Source organism: Candidatus Terasakiella magnetica, assembly GCF_900093605.1.
GTDB lineage: Bacteria > Pseudomonadota > Alphaproteobacteria > Rhodospirillales > Terasakiellaceae > Terasakiella > Terasakiella magnetica.
In genome coordinates, this window is sequence record NZ_FLYE01000001.1 from 513,813 (window position 1) to 534,562 (window position 20,750).

Annotated in this window: 18 protein-coding genes and 1 pseudogene; 5 read left to right on the forward strand and 14 right to left on the reverse strand. The window is 46.8% G+C overall.

All coding sequences use genetic code 11. From position 1 onward, the window contains the following. Position 1: 1 nt before the first annotated feature. The 9 genes and pseudogenes from MTBPR1_RS02140 to thiS form a co-directional block, all read right to left on the reverse strand. Entirely contained in the window at positions 2–781 is a 780-nt protein-coding gene (locus MTBPR1_RS02140) for a TatD family hydrolase (protein ID WP_069185881.1), read from the reverse strand. Positions 782–796: 15 nt separating this feature from the next. Beyond that, positions 797–2,521, reverse strand: a complete 1,725-nt coding sequence (metG, locus tag MTBPR1_RS02145) for a methionine--tRNA ligase (RefSeq protein WP_083222830.1) — start codon at positions 2,519–2,521, stop codon at positions 797–799. A gap of 41 nt (positions 2,522–2,562) precedes the next feature. Next, positions 2,563–3,678, reverse strand: coding sequence for a DNA polymerase III subunit delta' (locus MTBPR1_RS02150; protein WP_069185882.1), 1,116 nt, complete (start codon positions 3,676–3,678; stop codon positions 2,563–2,565). After that, a complete protein-coding gene (gene tmk, locus MTBPR1_RS02155; RefSeq protein WP_069185883.1) occupies positions 3,675–4,313 on the reverse strand; it encodes a dTMP kinase in 639 nt (212 codons plus the stop codon). Before tmk ends, MTBPR1_RS02150 begins: the two co-directional genes overlap by 4 nt. Then, on the reverse strand, positions 4,313–5,461 hold the full coding sequence (locus tag MTBPR1_RS02160) for a D-alanyl-D-alanine carboxypeptidase family protein (protein ID WP_069185884.1): 1,149 nt from the start codon (positions 5,459–5,461) through the stop codon (positions 4,313–4,315). The genes tmk and MTBPR1_RS02160 overlap by 1 nt, the downstream gene beginning before the upstream one ends. Position 5,462: 1 nt before the next feature. Next, a complete protein-coding gene (locus MTBPR1_RS02165; RefSeq protein ID WP_165602593.1) occupies positions 5,463–6,434 on the reverse strand; it encodes a septal ring lytic transglycosylase RlpA family protein in 972 nt (323 codons plus the stop codon). 66 nt (positions 6,435–6,500) lie between these two features. Further along, positions 6,501–7,694: a lytic murein transglycosylase gene (locus tag MTBPR1_RS02170; RefSeq protein ID WP_069185885.1), complete on the reverse strand. Its 1,194-nt coding sequence runs from the start codon at positions 7,692–7,694 to the stop codon at positions 6,501–6,503. 14 nt (positions 7,695–7,708) lie between these two features. Next, positions 7,709–8,413: a YdcF family protein gene (locus MTBPR1_RS02175; protein ID WP_165602594.1), complete on the reverse strand. Its 705-nt coding sequence runs from the start codon at positions 8,411–8,413 to the stop codon at positions 7,709–7,711. A gap of 115 nt (positions 8,414–8,528) precedes the next feature. Further along, a pseudogene (gene thiS, locus MTBPR1_RS02180) lies at positions 8,529–9,515 on the reverse strand (sulfur carrier protein ThiS). Between the two features lie 142 nt (positions 9,516–9,657). Here thiS and aroQ point away from each other — a divergent pair. The 4 genes from aroQ (at position 9,658) to aat (ending at position 12,715) form a co-directional block, all read left to right on the forward strand. Continuing rightward, positions 9,658–10,101 carry a type II 3-dehydroquinate dehydratase gene (gene aroQ / locus MTBPR1_RS02190; protein WP_069185889.1) on the forward strand — a complete coding sequence of 148 codons (444 nt, stop codon included), beginning with the start codon at positions 9,658–9,660 and terminating at the stop codon, positions 10,099–10,101. 18 nt (positions 10,102–10,119) lie between these two features. Then, positions 10,120–10,563, forward strand: coding sequence for an acetyl-CoA carboxylase biotin carboxyl carrier protein (locus tag MTBPR1_RS02195; RefSeq protein ID WP_069185890.1), 444 nt, complete (start codon positions 10,120–10,122; stop codon positions 10,561–10,563). A 12-nt stretch (positions 10,564–10,575) separates the two neighbouring features. Continuing rightward, positions 10,576–11,919: an acetyl-CoA carboxylase biotin carboxylase subunit gene (accC, locus tag MTBPR1_RS02200; RefSeq protein ID WP_069185891.1), complete on the forward strand. Its 1,344-nt coding sequence runs from the start codon at positions 10,576–10,578 to the stop codon at positions 11,917–11,919. Positions 11,920–12,031: 112 nt separating this feature from the next. Further along, positions 12,032–12,715 (forward strand): leucyl/phenylalanyl-tRNA--protein transferase, encoded by a 684-nt coding sequence (gene aat / locus MTBPR1_RS02205; RefSeq protein WP_069185892.1) that lies wholly within the window; start codon positions 12,032–12,034, stop codon positions 12,713–12,715. On the opposite strand, the gene MTBPR1_RS17705 is transcribed toward aat, so the two are convergent. The 5 genes from MTBPR1_RS17705 to MTBPR1_RS02225 all read right to left on the reverse strand — a co-directional run bounded on the left by MTBPR1_RS17705 (position 12,637) and on the right by MTBPR1_RS02225 (position 16,322). Then, on the reverse strand, positions 12,637–13,044 hold the full coding sequence (locus tag MTBPR1_RS17705; RefSeq protein WP_083222832.1) for a DUF2155 domain-containing protein: 408 nt from the start codon (positions 13,042–13,044) through the stop codon (positions 12,637–12,639). The two genes, aat and MTBPR1_RS17705, sit on opposite strands and share 79 nt — an antisense overlap. Next, positions 13,044–13,508, reverse strand: a complete 465-nt coding sequence (gene mlaD / locus MTBPR1_RS02210; RefSeq protein WP_338031270.1) for an outer membrane lipid asymmetry maintenance protein MlaD — start codon at positions 13,506–13,508, stop codon at positions 13,044–13,046. Before mlaD (MTBPR1_RS02210) ends, MTBPR1_RS17705 begins: the two co-directional genes overlap by 1 nt. A gap of 21 nt (positions 13,509–13,529) precedes the next feature. Then, entirely contained in the window at positions 13,530–14,000 is a 471-nt protein-coding gene (gene mlaD / locus MTBPR1_RS02215; RefSeq protein WP_165602595.1) for an outer membrane lipid asymmetry maintenance protein MlaD, read from the reverse strand. An 80-nt stretch (positions 14,001–14,080) separates the two neighbouring features. Beyond that, positions 14,081–14,434, reverse strand: a complete 354-nt coding sequence (locus MTBPR1_RS02220; protein WP_069185894.1) for an NADH:ubiquinone oxidoreductase subunit NDUFA12 — start codon at positions 14,432–14,434, stop codon at positions 14,081–14,083. 109 nt (positions 14,435–14,543) lie between these two features. Continuing rightward, positions 14,544–16,322: a putative bifunctional diguanylate cyclase/phosphodiesterase gene (locus MTBPR1_RS02225; RefSeq protein ID WP_126464949.1), complete on the reverse strand. Its 1,779-nt coding sequence runs from the start codon at positions 16,320–16,322 to the stop codon at positions 14,544–14,546. Between the two features lie 640 nt (positions 16,323–16,962). Here MTBPR1_RS02225 and MTBPR1_RS02230 point away from each other — a divergent pair. Next, complete coding sequence (locus MTBPR1_RS02230) at positions 16,963–20,625, forward strand: vitamin B12-dependent ribonucleotide reductase (protein WP_069185896.1); 3,663 nt, start codon at positions 16,963–16,965, stop codon at positions 20,623–20,625. The last annotated feature ends 125 nt before the right edge of the window (positions 20,626–20,750 follow it).

Sequence of the window (20,750 nt, forward strand, 5' to 3'; positions counted from 1 at the left end):
ATCAGCCCCGTTTCGTCTTGGAAAAAAGACGATAGAAGTTGTCGGTAGAGGCTTTGGCAAACTCTTCTTCGCTCACCCCTTTTACCTCGGCTACTTTTGCCGCTGTAAAGGCCGTATAAGCAGGCTCGTTACGTTTGCCCCGCTTTGGTATGGGTGAAAGATAAGGCGCGTCTGTCTCCACTAAAAGACGATCTAGCGGCACATCTGAAATGGCCTCGCGCAACTCATCAGCTTTTTTAAAGGTCACAATGCCGGAGATGGAAATATAAAGCCCCAGCTCCACCACACGATCAGCAAAAGCTTTTGACGCAGAAAAACAATGGATCAACCCTGTAAAAGGCTCATGCGCCATTTCTTCTTCAATAAGGGCTAAAGTATCCTCTTCAGCCTCACGGGTGTGAATAATCACGGGTAGATCAAGCTCACGAGCAGCCTGAATGTGGGTGCGAAACTGGCGTTGTTGAATGTCGCGCGGGCTATGTTCATAAAAATAATCAAGCCCGGTTTCACCAAAACCAATGACCTTGTCATCTGCTGCCATTGCGCATAAGTCTTTTACGCTGACTTCTGGCTCACTTGCTGCGTTATGGGGATGAATACCCACGGTGCAATAGATATGATCATGCGCTTTGGCAATGTTGAGCACTTGTTCAAAACGTGTCACATAGGTGCAGATTGTCACCATTGTATCTACGCCTGCCTCTTTGGCGTTGGCAAGCACTTGATCAAAATCTTCCTCAAAATCAGGAAAATCCAAATGGCAATGGGTATCAACTAACATGACGTTTTAACGGACCTAGACTTTCGTCAAGGTCCCCTTCTTCACCGCTTTGGCCAAATCTTCAGAGTTTAATTCTTCGGTTTTGCCATCTTCAAAAATGATTTCGAAAACGGTTTCTTTATTTTTCGGGTTCTGGCGCAGGCCGCGTTTAATAAAGAACTTGCCGTCTTTACCTTCATAAGAGTTTTCCAACTCTTCATGGTCGATAAAGCGGGGGAAAACCCCTTCTGGCTTTTCAAGGGCTGTGCCAGCCTTAAGCGCACCTGCTTCACCACATGAGGCAAATGTGCGATCATTTTCGCTAATTTCAAGAAGGCTAAGCATCTTATCCATGCTTGTTGGCATCAAAGGCTGCAACAACAAGGCCACGTTACGGATGGTTTCAGCCAATACATAAAGTACGGTTGCCATACGATCAGGGTCTTCTTTTTTCAACTTCCATGGGGCCTGATGGTCCACATAGGCGTTTGCCGCGCGGATTGCCAGCCAGATCGTTTCAATGGCATCGTTAAAAGATTGTACGTCAATCTGTTCGCGCACATTTGCAAGCAAGCCATAGGCCTGATCCAGCATTTGTTTATCTTCAGCTGTAAATTCACCCGGCGTTGGCACCGCACCGTCACAGTTTTTCACAACCATGGACAACACACGTTGGGACAGGTTACCCAGATCATTTGCCAGCTCGCCATTCATCCGTGCAATCATGGATGAATGGGCAAAATCCCCATCATTACCAAAGGGGACTTCACGCAGCATGAAATAACGCACCTGATCAAGCCCGTATTTATTCACCAGATCGATCGGGTCAATCACGTTGCCTAAGGATTTGGAAATCTTCTCGCCTTCATTTGTCCACCAGCCATGGGCAAACACACGTTTTGGCAAAGGTAAATCAGCCGCCATCAAAAAGGCCGGCCAGTAAACCGCATGGAAGCGTAAAATATCTTTACCCACCATATGTACGTCCGCAGGCCAGTATTTTTTATATTCGTCACACTCCACATCTGGATAGCCAGCCGCCGTCATATAGTTTGTCAGCGCATCCATCCATACATACATAATATGATCATCATCATTTGGCACCGGAATGCCCCATTTAAAGGTCGTTCTGGAGACGGAAAGGTCTTGCAAACCGCCTTTTACAAAACTGATCACCTCATTGCGGCGTGATTTCGGCAAAATGAAATCAGCATTTTCTTCATAATAGGCCAGAAGCTTATCTTCATAAGCTGACAGCTTGAAGAAATAGCTTGGTTCTTCCACCCATTCAACTTCTGCACCGGATGCTTTGGCAATGCGTGTGCCATCTGGCTTTTTCTCAAGCTCATCTTCGGTATAAAAGGCTTCATCGCGCACCGCATACCAACCTTCATACCCACCAAGATAGATATCACCCTTCTCTATCAATGTGTTCCAAAGGGCCTGACAGGCTTTTTTATGACGCTCTTCCGTTGTGCGGATAAAGTCATTATTGGTGAACCCCATAAATTCTGCCAGATCGCGGAAATTTTGCGACACGCCATCGGTAAAAGTCTGTGGGTCCACGCCTTTTGCAGTGGCTGATTTTTCAACCTTTTGTCCGTGCTCATCCGTACCTGTTAAAAACTTAACATCATAACCGTCCAAACGTTTGAAACGGGCCATTACATCACAGGCCAAAGAGGTATAGGCATGACCGATATGTGGTTTATCATTCACATAATAGATAGGCGTGGTGATGTAAAAAGGTGTCGCACCCATGGTGGGTCTCTCCAATAAAATTCAAACGGTTTATTCGTCGGTTATCTTTTTAATGCCCCTTCAAGGGCAAGAAAAGAATTCAATACGGCTTGTTTGCGATCCAGATTGCCACTAATGGCCTGATCAAACAGGGAACCTGCTTTTGACCAAACATCCATCAGTTTGTTCACATCTGCATTTTGCGAGATGCGCAACATCAAGGCATCATCACTTTCGTTTAAGCCAAGCCCTGAGGTCTTACCCCGTGCCCCTTGTGAGATCAAGCGTCCTAACCACCAGCACAGCAAATCACCAAGGGTGCGAAAGGCCTCATCAGCACCTGCACGCGACATCTTATCCCCCAGCTTATGCAAGGCTTCCACGTCTAATTGCGGCAAGGTTGAAAGCAATCTGGTAAGCTCATTATAAAGGTCCAGACCACCTTCTTCATAAAGCGATAATGTCCGACCAAAGCTGCCTTCTGCTAATTTTGACAGGCCTAAGGCCTCTTCAGGTGACGAATCGGGTGCATGATCAGCCATCAGTTTTACAAGGGTGTCATCATCCAATGTATTCAGCGTGAGGGTGCGACAGCGCGAACGAATAGTTGGCAGTAATCGCCCCGGATTATGGGCTAGTAATAATAAAACAGCTTGTGCAGGCGGTTCTTCCAATACTTTTAACACCGCATTGGCTGAATTTCGGTTCATTTCGTCAGCGGCATCAATAATCACAACGCGCCAGCCGCCTTCAGCCGAGGTTTTACCAAGAAAAGCCCCTACCCCGCGCACGCGATCCACACCGATCACACCTTTAAAACGATTTTTCTTTTCATCAAACTCACGCTCAATGGTCATCAAATCTGCATGTGCACTAGCAGAAATACGTCGAAAAACCGGGTCATCTGGATCAATAGTCAAACTATCAGGCTCAACTGTGGGCAGCGCATCGCCAAACAAGCTATCCACCTCATCAGCCCCACCGGATTGACCGTGTTTCAACAAAAAACGTGCAAATCGATAGGCAAGCGTGGCTTTACCGATGCCACGTGGCCCCGTAATCAGCCATGCATGATGCATACGACCGGAATTATAACTTTCAAGAAGAGTCTTTTCGGCTTCAAAATGTCCAAGCAAATTCGCCGAATTCCTCGGTGTCAGTTTGCCTTCTTCACTCATGGCAATGCCACCCCAAAGCGCTTGCTCACACCCGCCCGCATGTCACGCTGAATTTCCTCAATGCTGCCTGATGCATCAATAACACAGCAGCGATCAGGCTCATTTGAAGCAATTTCAAGAAAGCCTGCGCGCAGTTTATGGTGGAATTCTGTTGCCATTTTTTCATAACGGTCTTCACCGTCACCACGGCCCAAGGCACGTGCAATACCCGTTTCAACAGGCAAGTCCAAGACAAATGTCAGATCAGGGCGAAACCCATCAACGCCAATATCCCACAGTTTATAAAGGGCGGGTAAATCTAACCCATGACCATAACCCTGATAGGCAATAGTTGAATCTGCATAACGATCAGAGATCACCCAAGCACCACGTTCAAGCGCGGGCCAGATGGTTTTAACAAGATGGTCACGACGTGCGGCAAAATTTAACAGTGCCTCAGTCATCCCATCCCAGCGACCGGGCTCGCCCGTCACCAGTAATTCGCGAATTTCTTCTGCACCTTTGCTGCCACCAGGCTCACGGGTCATGACGACCTCAATTCCATGGTCTTCCAAAGCTGCTTTTAAAAGGCGAACCTGTGTGCTTTTCCCTGCACCTTCGCCGCCTTCAAGGGTAATGAAACGCCCTTTATCCATTAACCGGTTACACCCCAGATAATGGATTTCAACGCTGCCCCTAAACGCCCGACAAAACCAAGACGCCCTGCATCTTCAGCAGCATAAAGCGGAATTTCAATGTCTTTTACATCCGGTGCGCTGATGACAACTTTTGCCAATTGCTGACCTTGTTTAACAGGTGCCGGAATTGGGCCCTCATATTTTACAGAGACTTTCATCTTGCGGCGGCTTTTGCGCGGCAAGGTGACTTCCACATCCTGATCAATAACTAAGCCAACAGATTGCTTATCAGAAAGCCACAATTCTGCGCGGGTAACCTCTTCACCTTTTTGGAAAAGGGCATAGTTGTTAAACTCGCGAAAGCCCCATTCCATTAAACGTTCAGACTCACCAGAGCGCGCACGCACGCTGTTAAGGCCATTGACCACAAGGATCAGGCGACGCCCTTTGCGCTCTGCTGAAGAGGTCAAGCCATAGCCAGCTTCTGAAGTATGGCCTGTTTTCAAACCATCCGCACCCATTGTCTTATAAAGAAGCGGGTTGCGGTTGCTTTGACGAATACCGTTATATTTGAAGTTCTTTTGGGCAAAGAATTTATAATATTCAGGATATTCTTCAATTAAGGATTTTGCCAGAATGGAAAGATCGCGTGCTGTCATGCGTTGGCCCGGATCAGGCCAGCCCGTTGCATTGGCAAAAGTGGAATTCTCCATGCCCAGCTCGGCGGCTTTTTCCGTCATTTCAATGGCAAAGTTATTTTCAGAACCGGCAAGCGCTTCTGCAACAACGATACAGGCATCATTACCTGATTGAATGATAATCCCTCTAATAAGGTCTTCCACACGTACTTTTTGGCGCGGTTCCAAAAACATGGTGGAACTGCCCGAGGCTGCCCCGCCTTTGCGCCATGCGCGTTCAGAAACCGTGAATTTATCATCCAGTGTCAAACGACCGTCTTTTAGGCGTTCAAAAACAAGATAGAGCGTCATCAGCTTACTCATAGAAGCCGGTGGCATGGACACATCAGCATCTTTTTCCAACAGGACATGACCTGTTTTAACATCCACCATAAAGGCTTCACGTGCCGTTGTATCAATCGCAAAGGACGTGGAAGCCATAAGCGAAGCAGCAAATGCTGTTGTCAGAAAGGTTGAGCGCAAACCCATTTTAGCCTTTTCCTTTTTCTACGATAATTTTAGCAGATGGATAACCTGCATTGATGACGTCATTTAAAATTTGATCAGCCGCATTCACATTCTGTAGTGGGCCAACCCGCACACGAAAGAAGTCACGACCATTAACCAACACTTGTGAAACTTCCACATCACCAACGCCAGACAGTTTTGCTTTCACACGGTTGGCATTTTCAAAGCGTGAAAAGGCCCCTGCCTGAATATACATACGCGTGGGTGCAACAGCGTAAGTCTTAATGGATGTATCTTGTTTTGGTGCTTGTGGATTGCTCCAAGACGATTGCTGTTGCGGTGCCATTGCCGTTTGGGTTGGCGCGGCCTGAGGAGCGGCTTGCGCCCCATTGGGCGCAGACAGGTTCTGTGCACTAACCATTGGTTTTTGCATACCACCAGACTTAATCGGTGCATTTTTGCCTGCAACCTGATTAACCAGTGAATTCTTCAGCGCAAGGCTTTGTTCTTTTAATATTTCGACTTTCACACGGGCCGTGCCTTGCTTTTCATATCCCAGCAATTGCGCACCGCGTTTAGACATATCCAAAATACGCCCATGGGCAAACGGCCCACGATCATTTACACGCACCACAAGGGAGCGGCCATTTTCAAGGTTTGTCACGCGAACAAGGGAAGGCAAAGGCAGTGTGCGGTGTGCTGCATTGACCTGGTTCATGTCAAACACTTCACCATTGGCTGTGGGCTTGCCATGAAACTTAGGCCCATACCAAGAAGCAATGCCTGTTTCCACATAATCAAAATCTTCGGATGGATAATACCACACACCTTGAATTTGATAAGGATTGCCGACTTTATAGTGCCCACTAATTGCGGGCGCGCCACTAACTTTTTTGGCAGAACTCGCCAGAAAACGTGTTTCAGAACAGCCGCTCAACAAGACAGCAGCCATCATGGCAAAGACAGCAGTGCGTGGACGCATCAATTTCTTCATAACAGGAACCTTAGTTTCAAATGTTGGCTTACCATACTGTCCAAATATCATTGCTTCAAGCCTGCCTTATTTTAAAAGGCCTAAAAGTTCCGCATTCGGGTAGCCGTCTGCGGGTATATTGTTCTTTTTCTGGAAGGCTTTAATGCCTTTTCGCGTGCGCGAACCTGCAATTCCATCAGGTTTTCCAACGTCATAGCCCAATGCGTTCAGGCGCGCCTGAATTTTAAGTGTCTGCGCACGGCTTAAAGGTGTTTCTTTGCGCTGCGGGCTTTGTAATGGGCCTTTCCATACCAGACGGTCGGCTAGATGACCCACTGCGATGGCATAAAAGTTTGACCGATTCCAATCCAAGATGGTGCGGAAATTCTCATAAACCAAGAATGCAGGCCCCTTATACCCCGATGGAAGTATAAGAGATGCTTTAATATCGGCCTTTGGCAAAGCCTTACCATCAATGTTTAAAATACCCAGTTTGGCCCAATCACCAATTTGCTTTTTCGTCCCCAACCCTGTGAGGTCAAGATTTAGGTTTTTTGGGATTTTAACTTCACGTCCCCATGTTTCACCGGGCTGCCAGCCAGACTGAGACAGGAAGTTTGCCGCCGAATAAAATACATCGGGCAAGCTGTTCCACATATCGCGCTTATTATCGCCATCCCCATCAACCGCATAGGCTTTATAAGTGGTTGGCATAAACTGGCAATAGCCCATGGCCCCGGCCCAAGATGCTTTTACATCATAAGGGATATCGCCACGGTCCATCACCTCAAGTGCGGTGATCAACTGTTTTGTAAAAAACTCACGGCGGCGCTCATCATGGGCCAGCGTGGTTAGGGACTGAATTAGCGGGAACACACCTGTATAATCGCCAAAGTTAGTCTCTAAGCCCCAAAAAGCCACAAGGAAACGCGGCTGCACACCGTATTTTTCATGGACCTTTTTAAACAGGCCTGCATGTTTTTTCAAAAGCTCACGACCGCGTTTAATACGCTTGTCGCTAATGCTGTTATTTAAATATTTCCAAAATGTTAGGGAGAATTCCGGCTGGCGGCGGTCCAGTTCCAAAACACGTTTATTCGGCGTTAAGCCCGTTAAAGTACCATCCAGTGTTTTCTTGGAGATACCAGATTGCGCGGCCTTCTGGCGGAAGTTTTCCAACCAAGACTGATAATCGATTTGAGAATGTGCAGGTAATGTCGAGTTTAAGAGTAAAGCACCAGCCAGTGCGCCTGCTTTCAAAAATCTTTTTTTATCAGTCATTTGTTCCTCATCACTTAGGGGGCCGGAAACAGCTCCGACGTTTTATCAGTGAGATAATAAGCCAAAAGCCCTAACCATTCGTGAAGAGCAACCCCAAAAGTGCCTAAACCGTTACGCGGAAAAAAACTCACTTCATTGCTCAGCTCACCGCTGGTGATATAATCCACAGGATAAGGGATCACATCGATATTTTGCTTGCGAAAAGCCCCAACTGCACGTGGCATGTGACGTGCCGATGTAATCAGCAACCACTTGCCCCCACCCTTTTTCTCAATCAGCTCTTTAGAAAAAAGGGCATTTTCGAAAGTATTGCGCGATGCGTTTTCAAAAATAAGCTGCGTATCTGCGCTTACCACATCTGGCAAAAAGCTTTTTAACATTTGAGCTTCATTAAGCTCAGGATGACCAATAAGCCCCGCCCCACCCGTAAATAAAACGGGAGAGCCTTTATATTGTTTTGACAGATGCAAAAGCGATGTTGCGCGCTCGATATTCCCGTTAAAGGAATAATCTTGGCGCGCATCAGTTATAAACACATTTAGAAAACCACCCAGAACAACAAGCCCATCAACCTGCTTTGGCATTTGGACGGGCTTTGAGAAACGGTTTTCCAAGGTTGTTAAAAGGCCTCCCCCAATGGGAAGCATGCCAAAGACAATATAAAAGACGAGTGCAGAGCTACAAAAAAAGGTGCCAAGGCGTACACGTTTCGCCCACAAGAAACCTATCCCTATTAATAAGAGAAAGAATAAAATGTTTCCCGGCTCAGCAAACCACCAAAATATTTTTGATAAATAAAAGAACATCGCGCCAAGCACTCGTGCCTAAAAAAGCCTATTTTGTCTCAATCAAGCCTGAGGTTGGGGAACTTGGGTCTGCATATTGTTTTTTAGGCATGCGTCCAGCATGAAAAGCCAAGCGACCGGACTCAACAGCCAACTTCATGGCTTTTGCCATGGCAATAGGGTCTTTGGCTGCCGCAATTGCTGTATTCATCAATACACCGTCACAGCCCAGCTCCATGGCATAAGCCGCATCAGAAGCCGTGCCCACACCCGCATCAACCAAGACAGGTACGTTTGCATTTTGCTTAATGATCTGGATATTAACCGGATTTAAAATACCAAGACCGGAGCCAATCAAGGACCCCAACGGCATGATGGCAACACAGCCCATATCTTCAAGCGTTTTGGCTGCAATTGGATCGTCTGAACAATAGACCATCACCTTGAAGCCTTCTTTAATCAACAGCTCAGCAGCTTTTAGGGTTTCTGGCATATTAGGGTAAAGCGTTGCCTGATCGCCAAGCACTTCCAACTTCACCAAATCCCAGCCGCCAGCTTCGCGCGCCAAACGAAGGGTGCGCACCGCATCGTCACAGGTAAAACAGCCCGCCGTATTAGGTAGGTAAGTGTATTTTTTAGGATCGACATAATCGACCAACATGGGCTGGCTTGGGTCACTTACATTGACACGACGCACCGCCACAGTCACGATTTCAGCACCACTGGCTTCAATCGCCACTTTGGTTTCTTCGAAATCTTTATATTTGCCAGTACCAACAAGTAGTCGGGAATTAAAGCTCTGTCCGGCAATTTCAAATGTGTCGCTCACGTCTTAGGCCCCTCCGCCAATAAAATGTACAATTTCCAGCTTATCGCCATCGTCAAGCATATGTGTGGAAAATTCAGATTTCGGGACAATCACCAGATTGCGCTCAACCGCAACCTTTTTAGGGTCTAAACCGATATCCGTTAGAAACTCTTCAACGCTTTTGGCATTTTCTAGAGTTCTTTCTTCACCATTCACAATGACGTTCATTTTAGTCTCTCAAAGCTTGGAATTCGCGCCGAGTATGGACGAGGAAAAGAGCTTTCGCAAGAGGGGGATTAAAGAAAGATTGCATGGTTTGAAAGGCATGGTATAACGACATTACTGCTTCGCAATATTTCTAATGATACAGATGTCACATAAGATACTCATATTAAACGGTCCTAACCTCAATCTCTTAGGTAAACGTGAACCTGAAATTTATGGTCATGAAACCCTAAAAGACGTTGAGGACATGTGCTTAAAAGTCGCACAAGGCCTTGATATGGAAGTTGCTTTTCGTCAATCCAACCATGAGGGTACCCTCGTTGACTGGATTCAAGAAGCACGAGAGTCTTTTGACGGGATCATTATTAATCCGGCGGCCTATACGCACACTTCAGTTGCCATCCTAGATGCACTGCAAGCTGCTGAAAAGCCTGTCATCGAAGTACATTTATCAAACATTCACAAGCGTGAAGAGTTCCGCCATACTTCATATGTCTCTAAAACGGCCAACGGCGTTATCTGCGGGTTGGGCACACAGGGCTATGATCTGGCATTACAAGCACTCTCACGTCTCCTTTCAAGTCGCTGATGAAGAGAATCAATTATAATGGCTAAGGATAAATTCAATAACGAACTGGTTCGCGAACTGGCTGAACTGCTTAACGATACTGGTCTTACTGAAATCGAATATGGTCAGGATGACTGGCATGTTCGCGTTGCCAAAAACGTTACTGTAAGCGCTGCTGCCCCTGTTGCAGTTGCCGCGGCCCCGGCTGGTGCTGCACCAGCAGATGAAAATGCTGATATGTCAAACCACCCGGGTGCGGTGAGCTCTCCAATGGTTGGTGTGGCTTATCTTTCACCAGACCCAGATTCACCTAACTTTGTAAATGTCGGTGATAGCGTGACTGAAGGTCAAACATTGTGCCTTATTGAAGCAATGAAGGTTTTCAACCCAATTCATGCACCAAAAGCAGGTAAAGTTTCACGCGTTCTGGTCACTGCTGGTTCACCTGTTGAGTTTGGTGACACTCTGTTCATTATTGAATAATCGGATTTGTCCATGTTTGAAAAAGTCCTGATTGCTAACCGTGGTGAGATTGCCCTTCGCATCCATCGCGCATGTAAAGAAATGGGTATATCGACTGTGGCGGTTCATTCCACAGCTGATGCCGATGCCATGCATGTGCGTCTTGCGGATGAAGCCGTTTGTATTGGCCCACCTGCCTCAAAAGACAGTTACCTGAACATTCAGGCTATTTTGTCAGCAGCAACCATTACCGGGGCGGATGCCATTCACCCGGGCTATGGTTTCCTCTCAGAAAACGCCAACTTTGCCGAAATGGTTGAAGAACACGGCTTTACATTTATCGGCCCAACACCGGAACATATCCGTCAAATGGGCGATAAAATCACGGCCAAACGCATTGCTGAAGAAACCGGCATGCCGATTGTCCCGGGGTCTGAAGGATCAGTTGATACGGTTGAAGAAGCCCTTAAAATTGGAGAACATTTTGGCTATCCGGTTATTGTGAAAGCAACAGCTGGTGGCGGCGGTAAAGGCATGCAGCTTGTACGCACAGCCGAGGATATGGAAGTCAATTGGAAGATGGCGCGCACAGAGGCCCTTGCGGCTTTTGGTAATGCCGATGTTTACATTGAAAAATTCCTAACTCACCCCCGTCATATTGAAATTCAGGTTCTGTGTGATACCCATGGTAATGCTGTTCATGTTGGTGAGCGTGATTGTTCGCTTCAGCGTCGCAACCAGAAGGTTTTGGAAGAAGCCCCCTCACCTGCACTTAATGAAGCGCAGCGCAACAAGATCGGTGAGACAGTTGCCGATGCCATGCGTAAAATGAAATATCGCGGTGTGGGTACGGTTGAGTTCCTCTATGAAAACGGTGAGTTCTTCTTTATTGAGATGAACACCCGTTTGCAGGTGGAACACCCCATCAGTGAAATGATCTCCGGTCTTGATCTAGCGCGTGAACAAATTCGCGTAGCCTCAGGTGCACCATTGGGCATGACCCAAGATGATATTAAATTCAATGGTCATTCTATTGAATGTCGTATCAATGCAGAAGACCCAGAAAACTTCATGCCTTGCCCGGGCCAAATCACCGATTATCACGCCCCTGGTGGCTTAAGTGTTCGTGTCGATTCTGCCCTGTATACAGGTTACAAAGTGCCGCCTCATTACGACAGCATGATTGCCAAGCTGATCGTTCATGGTGCCAACCGTAATGAATGTCTCATGCGTTTGCGTCGCGCCCTTGGTGAATATGTCATCGGCGGGATCAAAAGCTCTATTCCTCTACACCAGAAACTCTTGGAAAACCAAGATTTCATCAATGGGGATTACGACATCAAATGGCTGGAAAAATTTGTCGGCCTTGAAGACTAGTCTTTAAAACACAATAACCCCGCATCTTATTGCACCCCGCACACCGTTGCGGGGTTATTGTTTTTTTGGGCTTATTTCTTGTAATTGCTCAATCATCTCATATATTTACCTCATGGATAGAAGCGAAAGATACGTCATTACAGCAGAAACCTTGCTGCGTGCTTACTCAGCAGGTGTTTTCCCTATGGCAGAAACCCGGGAGTCAAAAGACCTGTTTTGGGTGGACCCGGAAATGCGCGGCATCTTCCCCCTTGATGGGATGAAAATCTCAAAAAGCCTCTATAAAACCCTTCGCCAGCAAAAGTTTGAAGTGCGCTGCGACACGGACTTTCTTGGCGTTATGGAAAAATGTGCTGAAAGCACTGAAATGCGCCCAGATACATGGATGAATGAAGATGTCTTTCGCCTGTATAACGAGCTTTTCCATATGGGCTGCGCCCATTCTGTAGAATGCTGGCAAAATGACGAATTGGTTGGTGGGCTTTATGGGGTGTCACTGGGCGCTGGCTTCTTTGGGGAAAGTATGTTTTCCAGAAAAACAAATGCCTCCAAAGTCGCCTTGATGCATCTGGTCGCACGCTTGCGCCTATCCGGTTATATTTTACTGGATACACAGTTTATTACGGATCATCTACAATCTCTTGGCGCCATTGAAGTGCCACGACGGGCCTATCATCTTATGCTGGACGAGGCCCTGCAAATTCCCATCTTGTCTTTTTATTGTGAACCGACAGAAGAAGAACTGTTTTCTGAATTGGAATCCATGTTCTTACAATCAAGAACCCAAACATCATAAACGGGATGTTCCATGGGGTTTAGTGCCGGGCTTGAGGCAAACATCCATCCGCGAAACACTTCTGTTGCGGGCTCCCCCGGTTTGACTTCTGAAATATCAAGAAATGCGGCACTTTCCGGTGTTTCTGTTGGTGGTTTTTTATCACAGGTACGTGCAACAATTTCCAGATTACCAAATTTGATAAAATGCCCAACGGGTGCTTCAAGGCGAGAAACCCGTGCGGTCACTTTATCCAAGCCCTGCAACACAACAGTGTCAAACGTTTCTGCCTGCGCCACCCCAGACAGGCCAAGAAAAAGCCCTAATGAAAGGACGCAGCGTTTTAACATCACTGCTCACCCTCACCACCAGTGGCAAGGAAGATAATTTCACCAACTTGATCTTCCAGAGACTTAAAGTCTTTAGTGTTTTCAAGGCGACCACCTGCTGCAATAAAGTTCTCACGATCTGCACCGGGCTCTAGACGGACATATTTACCACCGATCAATCCACCGCTGACCACAGATGCAACCGTATCTGCAGGTAATTTCAAATCAGGGCGAATGGTCATGGAAATCACCGCATCATAGGTTTCAGGATCAAGCAGGCTTTCTTGTACAGAGCCGATTTTGATACCGTTCATGCGCACATCACTACCTTTTTGCAAACCACCAATTTTTAAAAAGGCAGCTTCAACGGTGTAGCCTTCAACCGATTTAACTTGCGCCGTATTCAGTGCGATAAACAGGAAGCCTGCTGCAACCAGCAAAACAACACCGCCCATAACTGTTTCAACGATATTCTTACCCATCATGATATAATACCCTATCCCTGCTTATTGTTTTTCTTGTTGTGCGCGTTTGGATTTGCCTTCTGCGATGATTAATTCGAGAAGCTCTTCAACAACGACCGAGCTTTGTGCCATATCGATAGCGTCCCCATCGACCAGCATGTCTTCTTCCCCGCCCGGTTCCAATTCAATAAATTTTGAGCCAAATAAACCATCCGTGTGAATAGCAGCTGAACTATCAAGCGGGAGCAAAACCCCCTTCTCAATCGCCATTGTCACAACGGCGCGGTAGTTTTTATCCAGCTCTGCATGAACAACCTGACCGATTTGTACGCCACCCATGCGGACTTCAGCTTCATCAGCAAGACCGTCAATGCGCCCAAATGTGGCGCTCACTTTATAGATGGTTTCATCCACCGTACTGTCAGCTTTACCGTAAGAAGTAAAAACTGCAATCACAAGGGCAAGAAATGTCAGCCCACCTACAATTTTTTCTCTGCGCGAAGAATACGTCACACATTCCCTCCTACTCATAAAAACGGGCGCTGAAATAGCGCCCGCAAATCTTAGAGGCGAACCTCTAGAAATTCAAATACTTATTCTGGCTGCCAAGCTTGATAATCACCTGTGGCACTTTGGCGCTCACCGCCATGACGCGCATCACCCTTTGGATAATAGGCGTTTTCTGTACCTGTCAGGTTTGGCAAATGCTCGCGCTGCCATTTTTTGGCCTGTGTCGCTTCTTCTGTTAAAGGGTCTTCAACAGTATGGTGCAACCATGCATGCCATTCAGCGGGCACTTTAGAGCCTTCGGTGATCCCTTTATACAGAACCCAACGACGCTCACGACCCTGCAACTTCTTTTTGTTGCGGTAATATTTGTTACCAAATTCGTCAGTACCAACCAAGGTACCGTTCAGCCAAGTGTGAATACGGGTTCCGATTGTCATATCAAATCAACTCCGAAGTCCCAAAGGGGACCATTACAAAAAATGCATTCTTAAATGCGAAACTTTATATAGATAACTGTTTAGTCGATTGTGCTTACTTCTTCAAGTCTCACGGCAGGGAAAATCCACCCTTTATGAGCATTTTCTCCATCTCATGTGCCGGAACCGGTTTACTAAAGTAAAACCCTTGAGCCAAATCACAGCCTTTTTCACGCAAGAACTCAAACTGCTCTTGCGTTTCAATTCCCTCAGCAACAGTCTTCAAACCCAAGGCACGTGCCAGTTGGATGATGGCTTCAACAATCGCGGCATCACGTTCGTTATGATTTACCTCGTTAATAAAAGCACGATCAATTTTCAGTTTTGAAATCGGCAAGCGCTTTAAATAAGACAGTGAGGAATAGCCCGTACCAAAATCATCAATTGAGGCCTGTACACCAAATTCACGCAAGTCATTAAGCGTTCGAATGGCAGAATCGGGCTCTTCCATGACCGAGCTTTCCGTCAGTTCCAGCTCAATAAGTTCAGCAGGCATTCCCGTTTCGTCCAGAACGCGGCTCATCAACAGCAAAAGGCGCTCAGGCTGGGCAAACTGGCGCCAAGAGATGTTAACCGCCAAGGGCAAGGGTTTATGCCCCTCATCCAGCCATTTTTTGGCCGTTGCACAGGTTGAATGCAAAATCTGGTGACAAATCTCACCAATAAGGCCAGCTTCCTCTGCCACAGGGACAAACTCCCCCGGACCAATCAGGCCCAAACGAGGGTGCTTCCATCTAGCCAAAGCTTCCATAGAGGCAATCTGGCCCGTCTTTACATCGACCAAGGGCTGGAAGAAGGGAACAAACTCTTCTGAATTAATCGCTTTTCTAAGACGGTTTTCATAGGCCAGCACACGCAAAGCCCGGGTGTTCATCTCTTCCACATAGAAACGATAGCCCCCCGGTGAGGTGAGATGCGCACGACGCAAGGCCGTATCCGCATTCATCATAAGATTTTCTGCATCCTCAGCGTCCTTATAAGCAAGGCTAATCCCCATACTTACGCTGATATCCAGCCGCCTTGTGCCCACCTGAAAAGGAATTTTCATTGTTTGTAAGAGCTTATCGGCAACAGCAGCAACATCTTTATCATCACAAAAGTCCTGCCAGACAATGCAGAAGCTTTCAGCACGCGGATGAGAAAGAAATGTGCCATGGGGTAAAGATTTTTGTAAATGCTCTGCAACTGTGGTGACCAGTCGATTAGCTGTTTCCAGCCCCAATGTATCATTCACCAGATCAAGACGGTCAATGGCAAGGGCTAAAATGGCAAAAGGAGTTTCATCAACACTGTCAAACAACTCATTGAGATGCTCCTCCATTGCCAGACGATTGGGCAATTGAGTTGTTTCTTCATGATAAGCAAGGTAACGCAGACGCTCATCCAAAAGATGCTGGCCTGTTATATCAATTGCTGCGCCATCCCAGATGGTTTCATCAGCATTGCTGTCATGAATATTGGCAAAAACACGCACCCACACCTTATTAAGGGCGCTGACATGCAGGCAGACCTCTTCGTCAAAGGGCGTTTTGCGATGGGCTGACTGCACCAGCCTGCGCAACAACTTATAACGATCTTTAGCATCCAGAATTGTCAGGAAGTTTTTAGGCTCTTTTAACAAAGCCTCACTATCTGCCCCCATTAAAGCAGCAGAGCCAGCACTTATATAGGGAAAGGAAATATCCCCACTCTTATCCATGCGAAGACGAAAAAGAGTGACAGGTAAATTTCCCATCATCTCGCCCAGACGGTTTTCACTATGCTCTAAAGCTTTCTTGAGCCCCTCGACCTGCATTTGCAGATCGGCATCTCCCTGCCCTGACACTATATCTTGTTTATTCTTGTTCAACTTCTTCCCACCTTCATGGTGTGCCCATGTGATATTAACACAGCTTTAAAGATGGCCCTCGACTATTTTTCTTTATTTTTTATTCAATTAAGCGCTCTGGGTCTAGCTCTATATCGATTAATCCAAGTGAATTAAAATTATTCAAAAGTGTTAAAGCCCATCTTTAAACAATATTCGATTCTCATAACTTTTTTTCACCATTTAGTACCAGTTTTGCAGACAGTCATTTATGGCTTTTTCGATTCTCCTCAGGGTTTCCCTATATTTTGTGTGCAAACGCACATTCACACCATAGCTAGTAGGGTGCAGTTCCAATAAACACAAGGGCTTGCGGCAAATTTGCTATATTTAGACCATATCAACCCCTTTTTTTTATTATTTTTTTTACATAAGAAGAATTGATTGGGAATCGGCACAGCTCTTGCCATTCCCCTCATTACATATTCGTAACGATACATAACTATACTTTCGTAGTATCTTGAAATGCCTTTGAGAAAATGTTCTACATCTTGTGCCCGAAGCGCAGACAGACACGCCGAATATAGATGTATGTCGCGCTCAAGGGAGGCACCATAATAATAAAAATCGTCGTTCTTTTTCGCCGCTCATTAACATAAGGTAAGAGGCATACAGGGGTATAATGCGTATTAATCGTCATTTCACGCACGAAGATAAGTCGCCGTACGACGGCATTCCATTTCGTAAAGCAAGCAGCGAAATCCGTAATCCGGATGGGTCTGTGGTTTTCCAAGCTAAAGATCTGGATGTACCGGAAAACTGGTCACAGGTTGCCTGTGATGTTTTGGCGCAAAAATACTTCCGCAAAGCGGGCGTTCCTGCCAAGCTCAAAGCAGTAAAAGAAAAAGATATCCCTCAGTGGTTATGGCGCTCAGAGCCAGACCAAGATGCCCTTAAATCTGTGCCAAAAGACGAACATTTCACAGGCGAAACGTCTGCGAAACAGGTGTTTGACCGCCTTGCAGGCACATGGACCTATTGGGGCTGGAAAGGCGGCTATTTTGATAGCGATTCTGACGCGCGTGCTTATTATGACGAAATGCGCTACCAGCTTTGTGCCCAGATGGGTGCGCCAAACTCCCCACAGTGGTTTAACACGGGCCTGCATTGGGCCTATGGCATTGATGGTCCGGCACAAGGCCACCATTATGTAGATTTCAAAACGGGCAAACTGACCCGTTCTAAATCCTCTTACGAACACCCACAGCCTCACGCCTGTTTCATCCAGTCCATTCAGGATGACTTGGTGAATGAAGGCGGCATCATGGACCTTTGGGTCCGTGAAGCACGTTTGTTTAAATATGGCTCAGGCACAGGGTCTAACTTCTCCAACTTGCGTGGTGAAGGTGAGCCCCTTTCCGGTGGTGGTAAATCCTCTGGCCTGATGAGCTTCCTTAAAATCGGTGATCGTGCTGCAGGTGCGATTAAGTCCGGTGGCACAACACGCCGCGCTGCCAAAATGGTTGTGGTTGATGTTGATCACCCAGATGTAGAAGATTTCGTTAGCTGGAAAGTTAAAGAAGAACAAAAAGTCGCTGCCCTCGTTGCAGGCTCTAAACTTGCACAAAAGCACCTTGGTGAGGTGATGACGGCTTGTGTTGAAGCTGGCGATGATGAAGGCGCGTTTGATCCAAAGAAAAACAAGCCGCTGAAAAAAGCCATCATTGCCTCGCGCAAAGTCTTGATCCCTGAAAACTACATTCAGCGTGTGATCGAATTTGCCAAGCAAGGCTACACTGACATTGAATTCCCGGCTTACAATACAGACTGGGATTCAGAAGCTTACATGACGGTTGCGGGTCAAAACTCCAACAACTCGGTTCGTGTTTCCAATGACTTCCTTAATAAAGTTCTGGATGACGGCGAGTGGGAACTGATCAACCGTAAAGACGGCTCTGTTGCAAAACGTATCAAGGCTAAAGAGCTTTGGGAAAATATCGGTTATGCCGCATGGGCTTGTGCTGATCCGGGTATCCAGTATGACAGCACCATTAACGAATGGCACACATGCCCGGCTGATGGTCGCATCAATGCATCCAACCCTTGTTCGGAATATATGTTTCTGGATGATACGGCTTGTAACCTTGCGTCCCTGAACCTGCTGCAATTTACCCGTGACAATGGCACCTTTGATGTTGAAGGTTTCTCTCACGCGGTTCGTATCTGGACTGTGACACTGGAAATTGCCGTGCTGATGGCCCAGTTCCCATCTAAAGAAATTGCCAAACTGTCTTATGACTATCGCACGCTTGGTCTTGGTTTTGCCAATATCGGTGGCCTGTTGATGGCCTCAGGCCTGCCTTATGACAGTGCTGAGGGTCGCGCGATTTGTGGCTCGATCACAGCATTGATGACAGGTGAGGCTTACGCGACATCTGCAGAAATGGCTGAACATCTTGGCGCTTTCCCGGGTTATAAAAATAACGCTGATCATATGTTGCGCGTTATTCGCAACCACCGTCGCGCAGCCCAAGGCCTCAAAGACGATTATGAAGGTCTGTCTGTTCTGCCCGTTCCCCTTGATGCGGCAAACTGCCCAGAAGGTGAGCTTGTAGAAGCTGCACGTAAATCATGGGATCGCGCGCTTGAGCTTGGTTCAGAACATGGTTTCCGCAACGCTCAAGTCTCCGTTGTTGCCCCAACAGGCACCATTGGTCTTGTGATGGATTGTGATACAACAGGTATTGAGCCTGACTTTGCCTTGGTGAAATTCAAGAAGTTGGCCGGTGGCGGTTATTTCAAAATCATCAACCGTATTGTACCACAAGCCCTAATCAAACTGGGCTATAGTGAGCAGCAAGCCAACGACATGATCCGCTATGCAGTTGGTCACGGCACGTTAAAAGGCACGGCCCATATCACCCATGAGCAGCTACGTGAAAAAGGCTTTGATGATGCAGCTATTGAGGCTTTGGAAAAAGCCCTTCAAGATGCCTTTGATATCAAGTTTGCTTTCAACAAATGGTCTTTGGGTGAAGAGTTCTGCATCAAGAAGCTTGGCTTTGATGCTGCAAAACTAGACTCTCCAGACTTTGATATGCTGGCTGAACTTGGTTTCTCTAAAGCAGCTATTGATAATGCCAATACATATGTTTGTGGCTCCATGACCCTTGAAGGTGCACCACACCTGAAGGATGAGCACCTTCCTGTCTTTGATTGTGCTACACCATGTGGTCGCAAAGGTAAGCGTTTCCTCTCGGTTGAAAGTCACATCCGCATGATGGCGGCGTCTCAATCCTTTATCTCAGGTGCCATTTCCAAAACAATCAACATGGCCAATAACGCCACGGTTCAAGATTGTAAGGAAGCTTATATCCTGTCTTGGAAACTGGGCCTGAAAGCCAATGCACTTTATCGTGATGGCTCTAAACTCTCCCAGCCACTTCAAGCCCAAGTGCTTGATGATGATGAAGCTGAAGAAACACTGGCAGAAGCCATTGCAGATCAGCCAGCAGCGAAAAAAGCTGAAATCGTTGCTGAAAAAATCATTGAACGTGTTGTTGCACAACGCAAGAAATTGCCAAATCGCCGTAAAGGCTATACGCAAAAAGCAAGCGTTGGTGGCCATAAAGTTTACCTGCGCACTGGTGAATATGAAGATGGTCAACTTGGTGAACTCTTCATCGATATGCATAAAGAGGGTGCTGCCTTTCGCTCTTTGATGAACAACTTTGCCATTGCCATTTCTTTGGGCCTACAATATGGCGTGCCCCTAGATGAGTTTGTAGAAGCCTTTACTTTCACACGCTTTGAGCCAAGCGGCATGGTGGAAGGTAACGATACCATCAAGATGGCGTCTTCGGTTCTGGATTATATCTTCCGTGAATTGGCTGTATCTTACATGGATCGTTCTGATCTGGCCCATATCAAGCCGGATGACCTGCAACATGACACTGTTGGTGGCGGCGAAGCCCAGTCTGAACTTCCACAAGAAGATAAAGACAAAGCCAATCAGATGATTGAACGCGTGGCCTCACAAGGGTATATGCGTGGTCGCTTCCTCGTCTTTAAAGGCAACCAAAGCGAAGGTTCTGAAGGCACGCCAACAGGTGGTGCTGTCAGTGGAGCAGCTTCAAGTGCGACGGCTGATCTTGCCGCAGCTGCCAGCATTGATGGTGAGCCGGACATCTTTGAAGAGACCGACCAAAAGCTTGAGCAAATCCGTGAAGCCCGCATGAAAGGGTATGAAGGTGATGCCTGTCCTGAATGTGGTAATTTCACACTGGTGCGTAACGGCACTTGCCTGAAATGTGTAACCTGTGGGTCCACATCTGGTTGCTCATAATATTTAAGACGCGTAAAGCGAAGACGAATAAAGGGGAAGATAACCATTAGGTTGCTTCCCCTTTATTTTTTCATAAATCCCACTTGTTCTTTCAAAGACTTCTCTTAAGTTAGAAAGGTAAGTAT

What these genes read in the sequence shown, in the direction of transcription:
- metG (WP_083222830.1), bottom strand. Translation starts at nt 2,521, where the DNA reads ATGGGTGCGACACCTTTTTACATCACCACGCCTATCTATTATGTGAAT.
- MTBPR1_RS02160 (WP_069185884.1), bottom strand. Translation starts at nt 5,461, where the DNA reads ATGGGTTTGCGCTCAACCTTTCTGACAACAGCATTTGCTGCTTCGCTT.
- aat (WP_069185892.1), top strand. Translation starts at nt 12,032, where the DNA reads ATGGATAGAAGCGAAAGATACGTCATTACAGCAGAAACCTTGCTGCGT.
- MTBPR1_RS02195 (WP_069185890.1), top strand. Translation starts at nt 10,120, where the DNA reads ATGGCTAAGGATAAATTCAATAACGAACTGGTTCGCGAACTGGCTGAA.
- MTBPR1_RS02230 (WP_069185896.1), top strand. Translation starts at nt 16,963, where the DNA reads ATGCGTATTAATCGTCATTTCACGCACGAAGATAAGTCGCCGTACGAC.
- MTBPR1_RS02140 (WP_069185881.1), bottom strand. Translation starts at nt 781, where the DNA reads ATGTTAGTTGATACCCATTGCCATTTGGATTTTCCTGATTTTGAGGAA.
- tmk (WP_069185883.1), bottom strand. Translation starts at nt 4,313, where the DNA reads ATGGATAAAGGGCGTTTCATTACCCTTGAAGGCGGCGAAGGTGCAGGG.
- MTBPR1_RS17705 (WP_083222832.1), bottom strand. Translation starts at nt 13,044, where the DNA reads ATGTTAAAACGCTGCGTCCTTTCATTAGGGCTTTTTCTTGGCCTGTCT.
- mlaD (WP_338031270.1), bottom strand. Translation starts at nt 13,508, where the DNA reads ATGATGGGTAAGAATATCGTTGAAACAGTTATGGGCGGTGTTGTTTTG.
- MTBPR1_RS02170 (WP_069185885.1), bottom strand. Translation starts at nt 7,694, where the DNA reads ATGACTGATAAAAAAAGATTTTTGAAAGCAGGCGCACTGGCTGGTGCT.
- MTBPR1_RS02165 (WP_165602593.1), bottom strand. Translation starts at nt 6,434, where the DNA reads ATGAAGAAATTGATGCGTCCACGCACTGCTGTCTTTGCCATGATGGCT.
- aroQ (WP_069185889.1), top strand. Translation starts at nt 9,658, where the DNA reads ATGTCACATAAGATACTCATATTAAACGGTCCTAACCTCAATCTCTTA.
- MTBPR1_RS02220 (WP_069185894.1), bottom strand. Translation starts at nt 14,434, where the DNA reads ATGACAATCGGAACCCGTATTCACACTTGGCTGAACGGTACCTTGGTT.
- MTBPR1_RS02150 (WP_069185882.1), bottom strand. Translation starts at nt 3,678, where the DNA reads ATGAGTGAAGAAGGCAAACTGACACCGAGGAATTCGGCGAATTTGCTT.
- accC (WP_069185891.1), top strand. Translation starts at nt 10,576, where the DNA reads ATGTTTGAAAAAGTCCTGATTGCTAACCGTGGTGAGATTGCCCTTCGC.